At 73.1% G+C, this 17,164-nt stretch carries 13 protein-coding genes; 3 read left to right on the forward strand and 10 right to left on the reverse strand.

Annotation, left to right across the window (positions count from 1 at the left end; translation table 11 throughout):
• Nucleotides 1-27: 27 nt before the first annotated feature.
• Entirely contained in the window at nt 28-3,300 is a 3,273-nt protein-coding gene (locus A6A27_RS10685) for a lamin tail domain-containing protein (RefSeq protein ID WP_073834413.1), read from the forward strand.
• Nucleotides 3,301-3,333: 33 nt separating this feature from the next.
• On the opposite strand, the gene A6A27_RS10690 is transcribed toward A6A27_RS10685, so the two are convergent.
• The 6 genes from A6A27_RS10690 to A6A27_RS10715 form a co-directional block, all read right to left on the reverse strand.
• Nucleotides 3,334-3,903, reverse strand: a complete 570-nt coding sequence (locus tag A6A27_RS10690; protein ID WP_073834414.1) for a helix-turn-helix transcriptional regulator — start codon at nt 3,901-3,903, stop codon at nt 3,334-3,336.
• Nucleotides 3,904-4,540: 637 nt separating this feature from the next.
• Nucleotides 4,541-5,524, reverse strand: coding sequence for a porphobilinogen synthase (gene hemB / locus A6A27_RS10695; protein WP_073834415.1), 984 nt, complete (start codon nt 5,522-5,524; stop codon nt 4,541-4,543).
• A gap of 12 nt (nt 5,525-5,536) precedes the next feature.
• Entirely contained in the window at nt 5,537-7,117 is a 1,581-nt protein-coding gene (locus tag A6A27_RS10700) for a uroporphyrinogen-III synthase (protein WP_073834416.1), read from the reverse strand.
• On the reverse strand, nt 7,114-8,109 hold the full coding sequence (gene hemC, locus A6A27_RS10705; RefSeq protein ID WP_073834417.1) for a hydroxymethylbilane synthase: 996 nt from the start codon (nt 8,107-8,109) through the stop codon (nt 7,114-7,116). The genes A6A27_RS10700 and hemC overlap by 4 nt, the downstream gene beginning before the upstream one ends.
• Nucleotides 8,106-9,479: a glutamyl-tRNA reductase gene (locus tag A6A27_RS10710; protein WP_073834418.1), complete on the reverse strand. Its 1,374-nt coding sequence runs from the start codon at nt 9,477-9,479 to the stop codon at nt 8,106-8,108. The genes hemC and A6A27_RS10710 overlap by 4 nt, the downstream gene beginning before the upstream one ends.
• Nucleotides 9,476-10,246 carry a redox-sensing transcriptional repressor Rex gene (locus A6A27_RS10715; RefSeq protein WP_073834419.1) on the reverse strand — a complete coding sequence of 257 codons (771 nt, stop codon included), beginning with the start codon at nt 10,244-10,246 and terminating at the stop codon, nt 9,476-9,478. The genes A6A27_RS10710 and A6A27_RS10715 overlap by 4 nt, the downstream gene beginning before the upstream one ends.
• A 387-nt stretch (nt 10,247-10,633) precedes the next feature.
• Here A6A27_RS10715 and A6A27_RS10720 point away from each other — a divergent pair, with 387 nt between their 5' ends.
• Both A6A27_RS10720 and A6A27_RS10725 read left to right on the forward strand, forming a co-directional pair.
• On the forward strand, nt 10,634-11,938 hold the full coding sequence (locus A6A27_RS10720) for a sensor histidine kinase (RefSeq protein WP_073834420.1): 1,305 nt from the start codon (nt 10,634-10,636) through the stop codon (nt 11,936-11,938).
• A 52-nt stretch (nt 11,939-11,990) separates the two neighbouring features.
• Nucleotides 11,991-12,650, forward strand: coding sequence for a response regulator (locus A6A27_RS10725; protein ID WP_073834421.1), 660 nt, complete (start codon nt 11,991-11,993; stop codon nt 12,648-12,650).
• A gap of 87 nt (nt 12,651-12,737) precedes the next feature.
• Here A6A27_RS10725 and A6A27_RS10730 read toward each other — a convergent pair whose 3' ends face one another.
• The 4 genes from A6A27_RS10730 to A6A27_RS10745 all read right to left on the reverse strand — a co-directional run bounded on the left by A6A27_RS10730 (nt 12,738) and on the right by A6A27_RS10745 (nt 16,908).
• Nucleotides 12,738-14,006, reverse strand: a complete 1,269-nt coding sequence (locus A6A27_RS10730; protein WP_143193969.1) for an IS110 family transposase — start codon at nt 14,004-14,006, stop codon at nt 12,738-12,740.
• A gap of 351 nt (nt 14,007-14,357) precedes the next feature.
• The gene (locus tag A6A27_RS10735) at nt 14,358-15,008 is read right to left on the reverse strand and encodes an HAD family hydrolase (RefSeq protein WP_073834423.1); all 651 of its coding nucleotides are present in this window, start codon (nt 15,006-15,008) and stop codon (nt 14,358-14,360) included.
• 21 nt (nt 15,009-15,029) lie between these two features.
• Nucleotides 15,030-15,287, reverse strand: coding sequence for a glutaredoxin family protein (locus tag A6A27_RS10740; protein WP_073834424.1), 258 nt, complete (start codon nt 15,285-15,287; stop codon nt 15,030-15,032).
• A complete protein-coding gene (locus A6A27_RS10745) occupies nt 15,274-16,908 on the reverse strand; it encodes an AMP-binding protein (RefSeq protein ID WP_241825219.1) in 1,635 nt (544 codons plus the stop codon). The genes A6A27_RS10740 and A6A27_RS10745 overlap by 14 nt, the downstream gene beginning before the upstream one ends.
• Nucleotides 16,909-17,164 lie beyond the last annotated feature (256 nt).

Genomic DNA, 17,164 nt, shown 5'->3' on the forward strand with positions numbered 1-17,164 from the left:
TTCCCGCCCACCCATCGTGGAGGCCCCATGCGCCCGCGCCGCACCTTCGCCGCGCTCGCGACGACCGCCGCCGTCACCGCGACGGCCATCGGCGTCGCGCCCCCAGCGGCCAGCGCCGCGCCCACCGACCTGTTCATCTCCGAGTACGTCGAGGGCCTGTCCAACAACAAGGCCATCGAGCTCTACAACGGCACCGGTGTCCCGGTCGACCTGGCCGCCGGCGGCTACCAGCTCCAGTTCTTCTTCAACGGCGCCACCACGTCGACGAACGTCGCGCTGAGCGGCACCGTCGCCCCCGGCGACGTCTTCGTCTTCGCCGCCACCACGGCCGCGCCCGCGATCCTCGCCCAGGCCGACCAGACGTACGGCGGTTCGCTCTACAACGGCGACGACGCGATCGTGCTGCGCAAGGGCGGCACCGTGCTCGACTCGATCGGGCAGGTCGGCGTCGACCCGGGCACCGAGTGGGGCACCGGGCTCATCAGCACGGCCGACAACACCCTGCGCCGGCTGCCCTCGGTCACCTCCGGCGACACCGACCCGTCAGACCCGTTCGAACCGGCTGTGCAGTGGGCCGGCTTCCCCACCGACACCTTCGACGGACTGGGCAGCCACACCATCGACGACGGTGGCCCGGTCGACCAGCCGGCCACGCTGAGCTGCGGCGGCACGCTGACCGTCGAGTCGGGTGCCACGGCGACCCGCCAGGTCACCGCCAGCGACGTTGACGACACCGTCACCGACCTCGCGGTCACCGGGGTCAGCCCGGCGCCGGCGAGCGGCTCGATCAGCCGTACCGCCTTCAGCCCGGCCACCGGGGTCGGCGGCACGGCCACCGCGACGCTGACCGCGACCGGCCTTCCCGCCGGCTCGTACGCGGTCACCGTGACCTCGGCCGACGCCGACGGCGGCACCGCCACCTGCACCCTCACCGTGCAGGCCACCGCCCTGCTGTCGGTCGGCGAGGTGCAGGGCCAGACCCGCGACGACGAGGATGGCGGCACCGACCGGTCACCGCTCGCCCCGGCCAGCGGCAACGGCACCAGCTCCGCTCTCTACGACGTGCGCGGCGTGATCACCCAGAAGTCGCTCACCCGCAGCTCCGCCGGGGCCGACCAGTACGGCTTCTACCTGCAGAGCCGCACGGGCACCGAGGACGGCGACCCGCTCACCTCGGACGGCATCTTCGTCTTCATGGGCTCGTTCACCACGTTGATCGGCGGCTACGCGCCGACCGTCGGCGACGAGGTGGTGCTGCGCGCCCGGGTCTCGGAGTTCTTCAACCAGACCCAGCTCTCCAGCGCCTCGCTGGTCCGCAAGCTCGACTCCGGGCTGGACGTGGACAGCGTCGTGCAGGTCGATGACGCACTGCCGCCGGCCGACGCGGCCGCCGCCGCGCGGTACTGGGAACGCCACGAGGGCACGCGGATGCGGGTCCGTTCCGGCAGCGGCGTGTCCGCGCCGCGGCACATCTTCGCCTCCACCGCGGACTCGGAGATCTACGTGGTGGACCGCGAGGACCCGATCATGCAGCGGACCGATCCGTACGCCCGCCGGGTGTTCCGGGACGCGCACCCGCTGGACGACATCCCGGGCACCCTCTTCGACAACGGCAACAACCAGCGCATCCTGCTGGGTGCCGGCGGCGTGAAGGCGACCGCCGGGGACTCGGCCGCGCTGCTGCCCGAGGCCCGCACGTACGACACGCTCACCGAGGACGCCTACGGGGCCGTCTCGTACGCGTTCAGCAAGTACAGCGTGCAGCCGGAGCAGCTGACGTTGACCGGTGGGGCGGATCCGGCGAAGAACAACCCGCCGCAGCCGGCGGACCGGCACGCCGAGGTCGCGGTCGCCACCTACAACCTGGAGAACCTGTACGACTACCGGGACGACCCGTTCGACGGCTGCGACTTCGCCGGCAACGCGGGCTGCACCGGGGTCAGCCCGCCGTTCGACTATGTGCCGGCCACCGAGGCGGAGTACGCCGCCCGGCTGAACGTGGAGGCCCGGCAGATCGTCGACGCGCTGCACAGCCCGGATCTGATCATGGTGCAGGAGGCGGAGGACCAGGACATCTGCGCGGTGGCCGACGGCAAGCTGGTCTGCGGCGACACGAACAACGCCGACGGCGCGCCGGACACCGTCCAGGAGCTGGCGCTGGCCATCGCGGCCAATGGCGGCCCCGCCTACGCGGCGGCGTACGACCGGACCGGCTCGGACGCCCGGGGCATCACCTCGGCGTTCCTCTACCGCACGGACCGGCTGACCCTGACCCCGGCGTCCGCGGCCGACCCGCTGCTGGGCACCGCCCCGACCGTGCAGTACCGCTCGGCGGGGCTGCCATCCAACGCGGACGTGCAGAACCCGAAGGCGTTCAACGCGGTGCTGCCGGCCGACGTGGACCGCTCCACCGGCGTGGACGGCGCCAACGTCTACACCCGGGCGGCGCAGCTGGCCAAGTTCACCGTGGCGGCGGCGCCGGGCTCGGCCGAGCACTACCCGCTCTACGCGATCAGCAACCACTACTCGTCCGGACCGGACACCCGGGTCGGGCAGCGGCGGGAGCAGGCCGCGTACGGGGCCGCGCTGGTGCGGGCCATCGAGACGAGCGACCCGGACGCCCGGGTCATCTACGGCGGTGACCTGAACGTCTTCCCGCGGCCGGACGACCCGATCGCGACCGGGGAGAACCCGACCCCGTCGGACCAGCTCGCCCCGCTCTACCAGGCCGGGATGCACAACCTCTGGGACGACCTGGCGGCGGACGTGCCGGCGGCGGCCTACTCGTACACCTTCAACGGGCAGGCGCAGACATTGGACAACCTGTTCGCCAACGGCAAGCTTCACGGCGACCTGGTGCAGATCCGCGCGGCGCACATCAACGCCGACTACCCGACCGACGCCGAGGGCCTCGGTGACCGGGGCGCCAGCGACCACGACCCGCAGGTGGCCCGGTTCCGCTCCCGGGCGTCGCTGAGCGTGGCCGACACCTCGGTGGTCGAGGGCAACAAGGGCAACAGCACCCTGGCGTTCACCGTGACCGTGTCCCGGCCGCTATCCGAGCCGGTCCTGATCTGCGCCGCCACCTACGGCACCACCGCGCAGGCCGGGTCGGACTACGACCCGTACGTGGGCTGCCGGACGCTGGCCGCCGGCCAGACTTCGCTCGTCTTCCCGGTGACCGTCCGCGGTGACAAGAAGCGCGAGGCGGACGAGCAGCTCACCCTGTACGTGGCGGGCGTGCCGGGGCTACGGCTCGCCGACCCGGTCGCCGTCGGCACCATCCTGAACGACGACTGACGGTCCGTTCCGCGTGGCGGCCCGCCGTCCGGCTCACCAGCCGGACGGCGGGCCGATCTCGTGGGTGCGCCGTCGTGGCCGGGGCGGGGGCGGTACGCCGCGGTACTTGGCCACCCGCACCTCCCACTGGCTGCGCCGGCGCAGGGCGTCCCGGACCGCCCGGTCGCGGTAGAAGGTCTCCGGTGGCCGGGCGAGGCCGTACCGGTCGGCCCACCACTCCCCCGGCTCCGGATCGGTGACGACGTCGAGGTGGGACGGGTACCTTCGCTCCGCCCCGTCCCGCAGGTCGGCGCGGTCGCGCATGGGCTTGAGCACCCGGCCCGAGTCGTCGACCACGGCAAGGCGGAACCCTGCCACGCTGATGATCCGGCGCAGCATGGCGATGCTCGGCGTCAGAGAGCCCGCCTCGATCCGGCCGATGGTCGTCGGATGCACCCCGGCGAATCGGGCCAGCTCCCGCTGGCCGGCGTCGGCCCGGCGGCGGACCGCCCGGACGATCCCAGCCGCGGGCCATGGAGCGTCGAATGGCTCGGTGAGCATCGTGGGCGGTTCCCCGGCCTCCTCGGTCAGGCTGGGTTGTTCGGGAGTGTCGGGGTCGGTCACGCCGCCACGCTCTCGCCGTGGGCGGCACCGTGACAACCCCGGCCCGCTCGGCTGTGGACAACCAAGGCGCCTGTGGACAACCCGCGACCGCGCCGGTGGCCCGTGCTGGTGCGCTGACCGAGCCGGCCGATGGGCCGATGTGCCAACTGGTCGTCACTCCACGTGAACATGACGCTGGGTGACACCACCCAGGCCGCCAGAGGCCTGAACCACCTCAGCCATCGCCCGCAGAAACTCCAGATCGGACAAATATTCCCGCCGGCGCACCCGCGCCGAACCACCCCATCCACCCTTTGCTCTGCAGCCACCTACGCATCGGACACGGTGCGTTGCTTGCTGCGTGGATGGCTGCAGAGCAAAGTGAGCGAATGGGGGGTCAGGGAGCACGGAGACCAGTACTGAGGGTGACGACCCGCTCGGCCGCGACACCGTCCACTCTCCGGGCCGATTCTCCGAGCCGGGCGGCTCGTGCCACTGACGCGCTGGCCCCGGAGATGGCCCCTCGGGCCCCGGAGACGCCGCCCAGAGCGGCGGTGCCGGCAGCGATGGCGTCCCGCGAAAACGTCCCCGGTCGGGGCGCGCCCGGCCGCCCGGTCGTACCGCGTCGTAACAGCCTGGGAAGAAACCCAGTCGCTTTTCAGTAGCGCTCGCGGAGCAGCTTGGCCGCCTCGACGGCCCAGTAGGTGAGGATGACCTGCGCGCCGGCCCGACGGATCGAGGTGAGCGTCTCCAGCATCACCCGCTCCCGGTCGACCCAGCCGTTCGCGGCGGCCGCCTCGACCATCGCGTACTCGCCGGAGACCTGGTAGGCGGCGACCGGGACGTCCACCGCGGCCCGGACCGCCGACACCACGTCGAGGTACGGCAGGGCTGGCTTGACCATCACCAGGTCGGCGCCCTCGGCCACGTCCAGCTCGACCTCGCGCAGGGACTCCCGCAGGTTCGCCGGGTCCTGCTGGTAAGCGCGCCGGTCGCCCTCCAGCGCCGACTCGACGGCGTCCCGGAACGGGCCGAAGAACGCGGAGGCGTACTTGACCGCGTACGCGAGCACCGCCACGTCCTGGTGGCCGGCGGCGTCCAGGGCCCGGCGGACCACGCCGACCTGGCCGTCCATCATCCCGGACGGACCGACCATGTGGATCCCGGCGTCGGCCTGCGCGACCGCCATCCGGGCGTACGCCTCCAACGTGGCGTCGTTGTCCACGGCGCCGTCCGGAGCGAGCAGGCCGCAGTGCCCGTGCGAGGTGAACTCGTCCAGGCAGAGGTCACTCATCACCACGACGGCGTCGCCGACCTCGGCGACGACGTCCCGGATGGCGACGTTGAGGATGCCGTCGGGGTCGAGGCCGCCCGAGCCGGTGGCGTCCCGCTCGGCGGGCACCCCGAAGAGCATCAGCCCGCCCACGCCGGCCTGGACCGCCTCGACGGCGGCCTTGCGCAGCGAGTCCCGGGAGTGCTGGAGCACCCCCGGGAGGGACGCGACCGCTCGTGGCTCGGTCAGCCCCTCTCGGACGAACATCGGCAGCACCAGCTCGGCCGGGTCGACGCGGGTCTCGGAGACCAGCCGCCGCACGGCTGCGCTACGGCGCAGCCGGCGGGGCCGGATCTCGGGGTACGGCACGGGAGCCTCCTGTCAGCGGAACCTCAGGGCGGTCGGCCCCTGCACCTTCGAGCCCCGGCGCTGCTTGGCCGGCATGGCGGCGAGCTTCTCGCGCAGCTCGACGGCGTAGGCGGCGAGCGCCTCCACCAAATCGGGCACCGAGGCGTGCGCAGGCTGCACGTCCACCCGCAGGCCGAACTCCGTGGCGGTCTCCGCCGTCTTGGGCCCGATGACAGCAACCACGGTACGCGCGTGCGGCTTCCCGGCGATGCCGACCAGATTCCGGACCGTGGAGGACGAGGTGAAGAGCACCGCGTCGAACCCGCCCGACTTGATCGCGTCGCGGATCTCGGCCGGCGGCGGCGCCGCTCGGACGGTCCGGTACGCGGTCACGTCGTCGACCTCCCAGCCGCGCTCGGTGAGCCCCGCGGCGAGGGTCTCGGTGGCGATGTCGGCGCGCGGCAGCAGCACCCGCCCGACCGGGTCGAGGATCTCGTCGTGCGGCGAGAACTCGGCCAGCAGTCCCTCCGAGGACTGCTCGCCCGAGGGCACCAGCTCCGGCTGGATGCCGAACGCCCGTACCGCCTCCGCAGTGGCCTCGCCGATGCAGGCGATCTTGACGCCGCCGAAGTGCCGGGCGTCCAGTCCGTGCTCGGCGAACTTCTCCCAGACCGCCCGGACCGCGTTCACCGAGGTGAAGATCACCCAGGCGTACCGGCCGTCGACCAGGCCCTTGACCGCCCGCTCCATCTGGGCGGGGGTACGCGGCGGCTCGACCGCGATGGTCGGCACCTCGCACGGGATCGCCCCGTACGCGCGCAGCCGCGCGCTCATCACGCCGGCCTGCTCCTTGGTCCGGGGGACGAGCACCTTCCAGCCGTACAGCGGCCGGTTCTCCCACCAGCTCAGCTTGTCCCGCTGGCTGACGCTCTCCCCGACGGTGAGCACGACCCGCCCGGTGAAACCGAGCGCCGCCGCGACGAACGAGTCCACGCTCGACGTGGTGGTGTACTGCGTCTCGCCGGTGCCGTCGCCGGTCACCCCGACGGCGGTGGTGCCGGCCACCCCGGCGGCCAGCAGGCCGTCCCGGATGGCGGCCAGGTCACCGGCGTCCACGGCCAGGGCCAGCGAGCCCCGGCTGACGGCCGCGGCCAGCGCGTCGAAGTCCAGCGCGGTGACGTCCTCGACGTCCGCCACGGTCCGCACCCCCGGCAGCGGCACACCCGCGTAGGTGGCCACCCCCTCGGCCTGGCCGACGCCCGGGACCACCTCGAAGTGCGCGGCGGTACGCGCCACCGCCTGCACCTCCTTGACCACCGAGTCGTGACCGAACGGGTCGCCGGCGACCAGGTGCACCGCGTTCTGCCCGGAGCGGGCCGCGGAGATCAGCACCTTCGCCACATCCCCCGGTACGCCCTCGGTCGGGCTGAACTGGGCGTCGGACTTGGCCTGGGCGCGGACGTGCTCGAGCAGCGACTCGGGGATTCCCCGGTCGTACACCACCTGATCGGCGTCGACCAGGGCGTCGTGCGCCCGGCGGGTCAGCAGGCCCGGGTCGCCGGGTCCGGCCCCGACGAACGCGATACGGCCTGCGGGCTTACGGGTGCGGGTCATTCTGTGCTCCCAATTTGCTGGGTCCCCGGACCGGCGTGTCCTTCTTGGCCGAGGATCGTGTCGGCGCCGAGTTCGAGGAGTTCGGCGGCGAGTGCCTTGCCGATCTCCGCCGCGTCGGCGGGCGTTCCGGTGCGGGACAGCCGGATGTCACGGGAACCGTCCGGGCTGATCACCGCCCCGCGCAGGTAGATCTCCTGGACAACATCGCCCTCGGCGGTTGAGCCGGTTGGCTCGCCTTCGGCGACGACGCCGTAGGCGGCGACGGGCGCGCTGCACCCGGCCTCCAGGGTGGCCAGCAGTGCCCGCTCCGCGACGACCACGGCGCGGGACGGTGCGTGATCGAGCAGTGCGAGCAGCTCGATCAGGTCCTGGTCGTCGACCCGGCACTCCACCGCCAACGCGCCCTGAGCGGGCGCCGGCAGCATCAGCATCGGGTCGAGCGTCTCGGTGATCACGTCGGTCCGGTCCAGCCGGGCGAGCCCGGCCCGCGCCAGGACGACGGCGTCCAGGTCGGCGTCCGGGCCGAGCACCCGGCCCAGCCGAGTGTCCACGTTGCCCCGGATCGAGGTGACCTCGAGCTGCATCCCCAGCGCGTGTAGCTGGGCGATGCGGCGCAGCGCACCGGTGCCGACCCGCGCGCCGGGCGGCAGTTCGGCGAGCGTACGGCCGTCCCGGGCGACCAGCGCGTCGCGCGGGTCCTGCCGGGGCGGCACCGCCGCGATGTGCAGGCCGGGGGCCTCCGCCGTGGGCAGGTCCTTGTACGAGTGAACGGCGAAGTCGATGACGCCGGCGGTCAACGCGTCCCGCAGCGCGGAGACGAAGACCCCGACGCCGAGCCGGTGCACCGGCGCGGCGGAGCGGTCGCCGGCGGTCACCACCTCGACCAGCTCGACCTCACGGCCGGTGGCCGCGGTGAGGGCCGCGGCGACATGGCCCGACTGGGCCATCGCCAGGGCGCTGCCCCGGGTGCCGAGGCGCAGGGGAGCGGTCATCGCGCACCTCCGGTGGGCGGGAAGTCCAGGGCGTCGAACGACGAGCGGCCGTCGGTGTCGGTCGCCACCACGTCGGGCACGTTGTCGACCGGGGAGGTCTGCGGCACCTCCAGGTCGAACAGCTCGCGCAGCAGGGCGGCGTACTGGTCACCGCCCGGCTCGGCGGCGAGCTGGCGCACCCGTACGGTCGGCTGGTGCAGCAGCCGCTGCACCACCCGGTGCACGGTGCGGGCGACCTCGGCGCGCTGGTCGTCGGTGAAGTCGGGGCGGCGCTGGGCGAGCCGGCGCAGCTCGGCGGTGACCACGTCGTCGGCGCGTCCGCGCAGCGCGGCCACGGTGGGCGCCACGTCCGCGCCGCGCAGCCAGCTGAGGAACGCCTCGACCTCGCCGCCGACGATCCGGGTCACCTCGGCGGCGTCGGCGGCGGCGGGACCGTCGGCGAGGATGGCCGCCATCCGGTCGATGTCGATCACCTCGACGCCGGGCAGCGCGGCGACGCCCTCCTCGACGTCGCGCGGGACGGCCAGGTCGAGCAGGACCAGCGGGCACCGGCCGGCGTCCCGCCGGGCCGTCGCCCGGGCCACCACGTCGCGGGTGAGGACCGGTTCGGTGGCCGCCGTGGCGGCCACTACGATGTCCACTGTGGAAAGCGCGTCGACCAGCTCGGCCATCGGCACGGCGTTCGCACCGTACGATTCGGCCAGCCGGACGGCCCGGTCGGCGCCCCGGTTGGTCACGGTCAGCGGTCCGGCGCCCAGCCGGGACAGGGTGGCCACGCCGAGCGAGCCCATCGCACCCGCGCCGACCACCATGGCGGGCCGGCCGGCCAGGTCGCCGTCGAGCACGTCGGCGGCCAGATCCAGGGCGGCGGTGACGACGCTCTGACCGGCCCGGTCGATGTTGGTCTCGGCGTGCGCGCGCTTGCCCACCCGCAGCGCCTGCTGCATCAGCTCGTGCAGCAGCCGGCCGGCCGAGTCGGTGCCGCTGGCCGAGTGGTAGGCGTCCCGGAGCTGGCCGAGGATCTGCGCCTCGCCGACCACCATCGAGTCCAGCCCGGCGGCGACCCGGAAGACGTGGTCGACGGCGGCGGCGTCGTAGTGCACGTAGAGGTGGTTGGCGAGCGCCGCCGGCGGGCAGCCGGCCTGCTCGGCCAGGACCGCACAGATGTCGCTGAGGCCGCCGTGGAAGCCGGAGACGGCTGCGTACACCTCCACCCGGTTGCAGGTGGAGACGAGCACGGCCTCGGCGACGTACGGCTGGGCGACCAGGCGGTCCAGGGTGCGGGTGAGATCGGCGGGCGGGACCGCCAGCTGCTCCAGCGTGGCAACCGGGGCGGTGCGGTAGGACGCGCCGACGACGAGCAGTTTCACGTGCCGATCGCCTCCTGGGTGTCGGTGGCCGCGAGCCCGCCGGGCAGGGCGGTGAGGGCGGACCCGCCGGAGGCGGGGAGTGCGGTCAGCGACGCCTTGCGGTGCTCGTGGAAGGACAGGATCTGCAGCTCGATCGCGAGGTCGACCTTGCGCACGTCGACCCCTTCCGGAACTGAGAGTACGCACGGCGCGAAGTTGAGGATGCTCGTCACGCCGACAGCGACGAGCTGGTCGGCCACCGCCTGCGCGGCGGACGCCGGGGTGGCGATCACGCCGATCGAGATCGACTCCTCGGCGGCGACCCGGGGCAGCTCGTCGACGTGCCGGACGGTCAGGCCACTGATCTCCTCGCCGACCCGGGACGGGTCCGCGTCGAAGAGCGCGGCGATCCGGAAGCCGCGGCTCGCGAAGCCGTCGTAGCCGGCCAGGGCGTGACCGAGATTACCCACGCCGACCAGGGCGACCGCCCGGCGCTGGGTGAGCCCGAGCACGAACTCGATCTGGTCGATCAGCAGCCCGACGTCGTAGCCGACGCCGCGGGTGCCGTACGAGCCGAGGTGGGAGAGGTCCTTGCGCAGCTTCGCCGAATTCACCCCGGCGGCGTTGGCCAGCCCCTCGCTGGACACCGTCTCGTGGCCGGTTTCGGCGAGATTGTGCAGGGCACGGAGGTATTCCGGGAGCCGAGCGACGGTCGCCTCGGGCAGGTCCGGGAGCGCCGGTACGGCACCAGCGCGACCGGGCGCGCCAGGGTGACGGTGCTGACTCATGAGACTCCGTGCGGTGCGATCCTCGACCAGCGTCGGCGGCCGGTCGTTTCGGGACTCCCGCTGGCGACCGATGGTGCCGGCTGTGCTAGCAGGGCGCGTCGGAACTACAGAGTAGGCGCTTGTGAAGGGGTGCACAAATCGCGATCTTGCTGGCCCGCGAGGTGCCTCCACCTGCCCCTCCATTTCACAAGATCGATTGACCGCGCTCGGTAGGCGCCGCACGGCGATTATTGCTCAATCCCGACTTCTCTGACCAATCGCACGCGCCCGGTTGCGCTGTGTCACGGACGACGCGGCGATTTCCCCGCCCGGGGTAGGGACAACCCCACCCCGGAGAGGCCGGTGCGCGGGATGGGTCCTGCGGGCGCCGGCCCATAGCCTCGGGGCATGACCGCCGTACCGCTGGCCACCGCACCCACTCCCACCACACCCGCCCCCGGGCTCGGCCGGCGGCTCCTGCGCGACTCCGGCTACGTGCTGGCCGGCCTGCCGCTGGCGCTGGTCGGCTTCGTGCTGGCCGTGGTGGGCATCTCCCTCACCGCCGGGTTGCTGGTCACCACCCTCGGTCTGCCCGTGCTCGCCGGCACCCTGTACGCGGCCCGCGCGCTGGCCGATCTCGAGCGGCTCCGGCTGCCCGCCGTGCTCCGCCAACCCCGGGTCCGCCCCGTCTACCTGACTCCCGCGCCCGGGGCGGGCTACTGGCGGCGGCTCCTGGTGCCGATGCGCGACGCCCAGTCCTGGCTCGACCTGCTGCACGCCTTCGTCAAGCTGCTGGTGACGCTGCCCACCTTCGTGATCGTGCTGGTCTGGTGGGCGGTGGCGGTCGGCGGCACGCTCTACTTCACGTACGACTGGGCGATCCCGCACGGCCCCGGCCAGCAGGACCTCAGCGAACTGCTCGGGATGGGCGTCGGACCCGTCCCGCGGATCGCGCTGAACACCTCGTTCGGGCTGTTCTGCCTGCTCACCCTGCCGCTGGTGGCCCGGGGCTGCGCCCGGCTCCAGGCCGGACTGGCCCGCTCCCTGCTCACCGGGGTGGCCGAGATGCGACACCGGATCACCACGCTGGAGGAGCAGAAGCGGGCCGCCGCCTCCGCCGAGGCGTCCGCGCTACGCCGGCTGGAACGGGACATCCACGACGGCCCGCAGCAGCGGCTGGTCCGCCTCGCCATGGACCTCAGCCGGGCCCGCCAGCAGCTCGCCGTCGACCCGGAGGCGGCCCGCCGGACCCTGGACGAGGCGGTCACCCAGACCCGGGAGACCCTCGACGAGCTGCGCGCCCTCTCCCGGGGGATCGCCCCGCCGATCCTGGTCGACCGGGGCCTGCCGAGCGCCCTGGCCGCCCTTGCCGCGCGCGCCCTGGTCCCCACCGAGCTGCTGGTCAACGACGACCTGGGTACGCCCGGCGGCCGGCTCGACCCGGCGGTGGAGAGCACCGCGTACTTCGTGGTGGCCGAGGCGCTGACCAACGTCGCCAAGCACAGCCAGGCCACGGCCTGCCGGGTGGAGGTGGCCAGCCGGCTCGGCCGGCTGGAGATCGGCGTGGCGGATGACGGGGTGGGCGGCGCCCACCTGGCCAAGGGGCACGGCCTGAGCGGCATCGCCGACCGGGTGCGGGCGGCCGGCGGAGTGCTCGACGTGTCCAGCCCGGCCGGCGGTCCCACCCTCGTCCACGCCGAACTGCCCCGCTGACGGGGCCCCGGAGGGCGGACCGGTGACCGAGGACGTGATAGACAGCGGACCCATGCGGGTGGTGATCGCGGATGACGCCGTACTGCTCCGGGAGGGGCTGGTCCGGCTGCTGACCGAGTCGGGACACGAGGTGGTGGCGGCCGTCGGCGACGGCGACGCCCTGGTCGAGGCGGTGGTGGCGCACCGACCGGACATCTCGGTGGTGGACGTGCGGATGCCGCCCTCGCACACGGACGAGGGGCTCCGGGCGGCCGTGGAGGCGCGCCGCCGGGTGCCCCGTACGCCGGTCCTGGTGCTCTCCCAGTACGTCGAGGTGTCGTACGCCGACGACCTGCTGGCCACCACCGGCGGCGCCGGTGGCGGCGGGATCGGCTACCTGCTCAAGGACCGGGTGGCCGCAATCGACGAGTTCCTGGAGGCGCTGGGCCGGGTGGCTGCCGGCGGCACGGTGCTCGACCCCGAGGTGATCAGCCAACTGCTGGTCCGGCGGCGGCGCGACGATCCGCTGGCCGCGCTGACGCCGCGCGAGCGGGAGGTGCTCGCCCTGATGGCCGAGGGCCGCTCCAACACCGCGATCGCCCGGACGCTGGTGGTGAGCGACGGCGCGGTGGAGAAGCACGTCCGCAACATCTTCACCAAGCTCGACCTCCCCCAGGACGCGACGAACCACCACCGCCGCGTCCTGGCCGTCCTAACCCACCTCCGCGCCTAACTCGAAAATCGAACCGTACGTAAACGCGCGGCAGCATCCCGCATAGCGAAGCGGAGCGGGATGGGGGCTTGCCTTGCGAGCGGTTGGCTATGCGGCTAGTTCGAGGGCGACTCGGTAGCCGAGGGCTTCGAGCTGGCTGACGTGGTTGCGTTTGCGGCGTTCTGTGTCGGTGCGGCTGAGGTAGAAGTGGACCCCGGGGTCATGGAAGTGGGTTTCGGGGTCGGTCAGCAGGTGCCAGATGATGGTCAGGACGGAACGGCCCACGGCGACGATGGCGCGTTTGGCGCCGCGTCTTCGAGCGATACGCCGGTAGCGTTCGCCGAGGAACGTGTTGGTCCGGGCGGCGGACACGGCGATCTGGCCCAGGACACGGGCCAGGTAGGGGTTGCCGTGGCCGGTCGATCCGCTGCCTTTCTTGCGTCCGGCCGATTCCTTGATGCCGGGGGCGAAGCGGGCCCATCCGGCCAGGTGAGCCGGGGTCGGGAATCGGCTCATGTCCACGCCGATCTCGGCGATGATCGCAGCCGCGGCGGCCGCGCCGACTCCGGGGATCTCACCCAGCCGGGCCGCCGCTTCGGCGAAAGGGGCAAGCTGCGCCTCGATCCGAGCGTCGACCTCGGCGATGTCGGCCTCGATCGCCTCCACCCGGGCGATCATCTTGCCCAACAGGAACGCGTGATGGTCGCTGAAGTGCCCGGTCAGCGCCTCCTCCAAGGCAGGGATCTTGCGGCGCAGGCTGGAGCGCGCCATCTGGGCCAGCGACCTGGGATCACGCCGCCCGGCGATCAGCGCGGCCATCATCGCCCGCCCGGACACCCCGAACAGGTCACTGACCACGACCGACAGCTTGATCTGGGCGTCTTCGAGCAGCTTCTCGACGCGGTTGCGTTCGGCGCCGGCCTGGGCCACCAGATCGACCCGGTAGCGGGTCAGATCCCGCAGCATCCGGATCGGTGGCGGTGGAACGAAACTGGGTCGGATCATCTGCCGCTCGGCGACCTTGCACAGCCACACCGCGTCCAGCTTGTCGGTCTTGGGTCGGCCCGGCAGGCGTTTAACGTCGCGGGCGTTGACCAGCCACACCTCGAACCCGTACGCCTCCAGCAGGTAGAACGCCGGTTTCCAGTAGTCGCTGGTCGCCTCCATCACCACCCGGGTGACCCCAAGTCCCCGCAGCCGCTCGGCCATCCCGGCCAACGAACGAGTCATCGTGGAGTACGTCTGCACCTCCTGCAGCCGCCGTCCCGGCCTGGCCCCGTCCGGCACCCGCACACAGCACACCAGCGACGCCTTGCCGATGTCCAGCGCAGCAACCCGTGCAAGGATCTCTTCCCGGTCTTGCGTCTGCTCCAGCAACACACCCTCCCACCAGCACAAACACCACGGTGGTCGATCGCGGCAGCTACAAAACGGGTGAATCTAACTCGCGTGCTCAAAGCAACAGTGAAGGGCCCATAACGCAGCCACCAGCATCCGACTAACCCACGACCTCGCACGGACCAAGGAGCGACGACGTCAGCGAGCGACCACCGCCGATTTTCAGCCCGGAACGGGCCGCCCGCCAGAGGCGACAAGGACTAACCCCTCCCCCTGCCCCTCCCCCCGCCCGATGCGTTGATCATGGGGTTAGCGGCGGCCACACGGGCGTGTCGCGCCGCCAACGTCATGATCAACAGGGGTCGGCCGGTCCGGGAGGGAGGGGTCGGGTTAGGGGAGGGTGCGGGCGAGGGTTACCGCCTGGGTGAGGGTGTCGGCCACGGGGTGGCCGGAGGCGCGGAGGCGGGCGGGATCGGAGAGGCCGCCGGTGTAGAGGACGCAGCGGGCGCCCACCGAGAGCGCCGCGTCGGCGTCGTCCAGCGAGTCGCCGATCAGCACCACCTCGCGGCCGGCGAGCCCGAGCTCGGCCAGGTGCTTCTCCAGCCACTCGGCCTTGCGGCCCCCGCCCACCGCGGACCGCAGCCCGTCCACCCGGGTGAAGTGCGGGGTCAGCCCGTACGTGTGCACCGTCGGGACCAGCTCGTCGTGGAACCACATGGACAGCAGGGACTGGCTGCCCGGCCAGGCGGCGATCGCGGTGGTGGCGTCGGTGGCCAGCACGCAGCTGGTCAGCCCGGCCCGGTACGCGTCGTGGAAGATTCGGTCGAGCCGGCCGAACGCCTCGTCGTCGATCGCCCGCCCCAGCATCTCGGCGTAGTAGTCGGCGATCGGCCGGCGGAACCGCACCCGGTGCTCGTCCGCGGTGACCGCCCGACCGCCGGCGCTGGCGAAGGCCACGTTGGTGGCCTGGACCACCAGGTCGAGGTCGTCGAGGAGGGTGCCGTTCCAGTCCCACACCAGGTGGCCGCGCGTCGAGGTCATCGCTGCACGATAGGCGGCCGGTCAGAGCTGCGGGGTGGTCAGGTCCCGCAGCAGGCGATCCTCCTCGACCCGCCAGTAGCCGTGCTCCCTGCCGTCGAGCAGCACCACCGGCAGCCGGTCGCCGTACTCGCGTTCCAGCTCGATGTCGTCGGTGACGTCCCTCTCGATCCAGCGGTCGCCGGTGACGGCCACCACCCGGTCGAGCGCCGCCTTCGCGTCCTCGCAGAGGTGGCAGCCAGGCCGGGTGATCAGGGTGAGCCGGGCGTCACGGCTGGACATCGGGTACCTCCGTGCGGATCTCGGTCGGCGGGGCCGGTGACGGCACCGGGGGCGCCGCCGGGCGGAGCTCGGTCTTGCGTACCTTGCCGATCGCCGAGTAAGGCAGGCTGTCGACGAACTCGACGGCGGTCGGGCACTTGAACCGGGCCAGGTTACGCGCGCAGTGGTGGAGCAGCTCCTCCGCCGTCGCCGTCGAGCCGGCCGCCCGCACCACGTACGCCCGGACAGTCTCGCCGGTCCGCGGGTGCGGCACCCCGAGGACGGCCGACTCGGCCACCCCGGGATGCGCCTGGAGTACCGACTCCACCTCGTGGGGGTAGACGTTGAAGCCGTTGACCAGGATCAACTCGCCGAGCCGGTCGACCAGGAACAGGTCCCCGTCGGCGTCGGCGTACGCCACGTCGCCGGTGGCCCACCAGCCGTCCGCGTCCGGCCCGCCCCGCCCGTCCGGCCAGTAGCCGGCGAACAGGTTGTCGCCCCGGACCACGATCTGCCCCGGGTCGGCGCCCTCCGCGTCGTCGGCGAGGTCGAGCTCGTCGGCGTCCTCCTCGACGGTGGGCACGCCGTCCCGCCACAGGTCCGCGCCGTCCGGCCCGACCAGGCGCAGCCCCACGCCGGGCAGCGGGCGGCCGATGGACCCGGCCTTGACCTGGCCGGCGACCAGCGTGGAGGTGAGCACCGGGGCGGTCTCGGTGAGGCCGTACCCGACGTGCACCCGGTGCCCGGTGGTCTCGGTGAAGCGTGCCGCGACCGCCGGCGGCAGCGGGGCCGCCCCGCACACCGCCACCCGCACCGAGGCCAGCGCCGCGGCCCCCGCCGCGCCCGCCTCGGCCCAGGTCAGGAACATCGACGGTACGCCGACCAGCACGCTGACCCGGTGCCGGGCGAGGTCGGCGAGCGCCCCGTCCGGGCCCAGCTCGTCGACCAGCACCCCGGTCGCCCCGTGGTGCAGCACGGCCCCGAGCCCGGAGTTCAGGCCGTACGCGTGGAACAGCGGCAGGGCGAGCAGCACGGTGTCGTCGGGGCCGACCACCGGTGGGTCGATCCGGCCGACCTGCCCGTGGTTGGCGGCCAGGGCGCGGTGCGACAGCATGGCGCCCTTGGGCCGGCCCTCGGTGCCGGAGGTATAGAGCAGGACGGCGAGCTCGTCCCCGCCCCGGGCGGGGAGGTCGACCGGGCCGTCACCGTCGGTGACCGGCGGGGCGGTGTACACGGCGGCCAGCGCGGGCAGGTCGGCGGGGTTCACCCGGTCGCGGACCTCGGCCGCGCAGACCAGCACGGCGGCCCCGGAGTCGGCGAGCACGTACCGCAGTTCCCGGGCGGTGAAGCCCGGGTTGACCGGCACCGCCACCAGGCCGGCCCGGAGCGCGGCGAGGTAGGCGACCACGAAGTCCGGGGTGTTGCCGAAGGCGATCGCGACCCGGGGCGGGTGCTCGTCGCCGGCCGCCGGCCGCGCCGCCCCGACCAGTGCCCGGGCGGTGGCGGTGACCGCCGCGTCCAGTTGGGACCAGGTCAGGGTCCGGTCGCGCCAGTGCAGCGCGGGGCGGTCACCATGAGCGACGGCCGCCCGGCGGAGCCGGTCGGCGAGGTTCGGCGCGGAACTGTCGACTGCGTCCTGCACGGTGGCTGAGTCTGGCACAGCCACGTCCACGCGGCCACGCCCCGAACGCCGGTTGTGCCGCCCCGCCCACCCGGTCCTGCGGACGAGACCGCGCGGTGGCCCGTCCGGCCCGCTCTCCGGGCATGCGGCGGCCGTCCCCTCCGGACGGCCGCCGCGACACGCCGAGGGCGGTATGAAAACCGCTCCGACCAGGACTTTCCACTCAGAACCAGGTTCCGATGCGAAAGTCAACCGCACACGACGGACAACGGGTCCG

This window comes from Micromonospora sp. CB01531, from assembly GCF_001905095.1.
In the GTDB taxonomy this organism is placed as follows: Bacteria; Actinomycetota; Actinomycetes; order Mycobacteriales; family Micromonosporaceae; genus Micromonospora.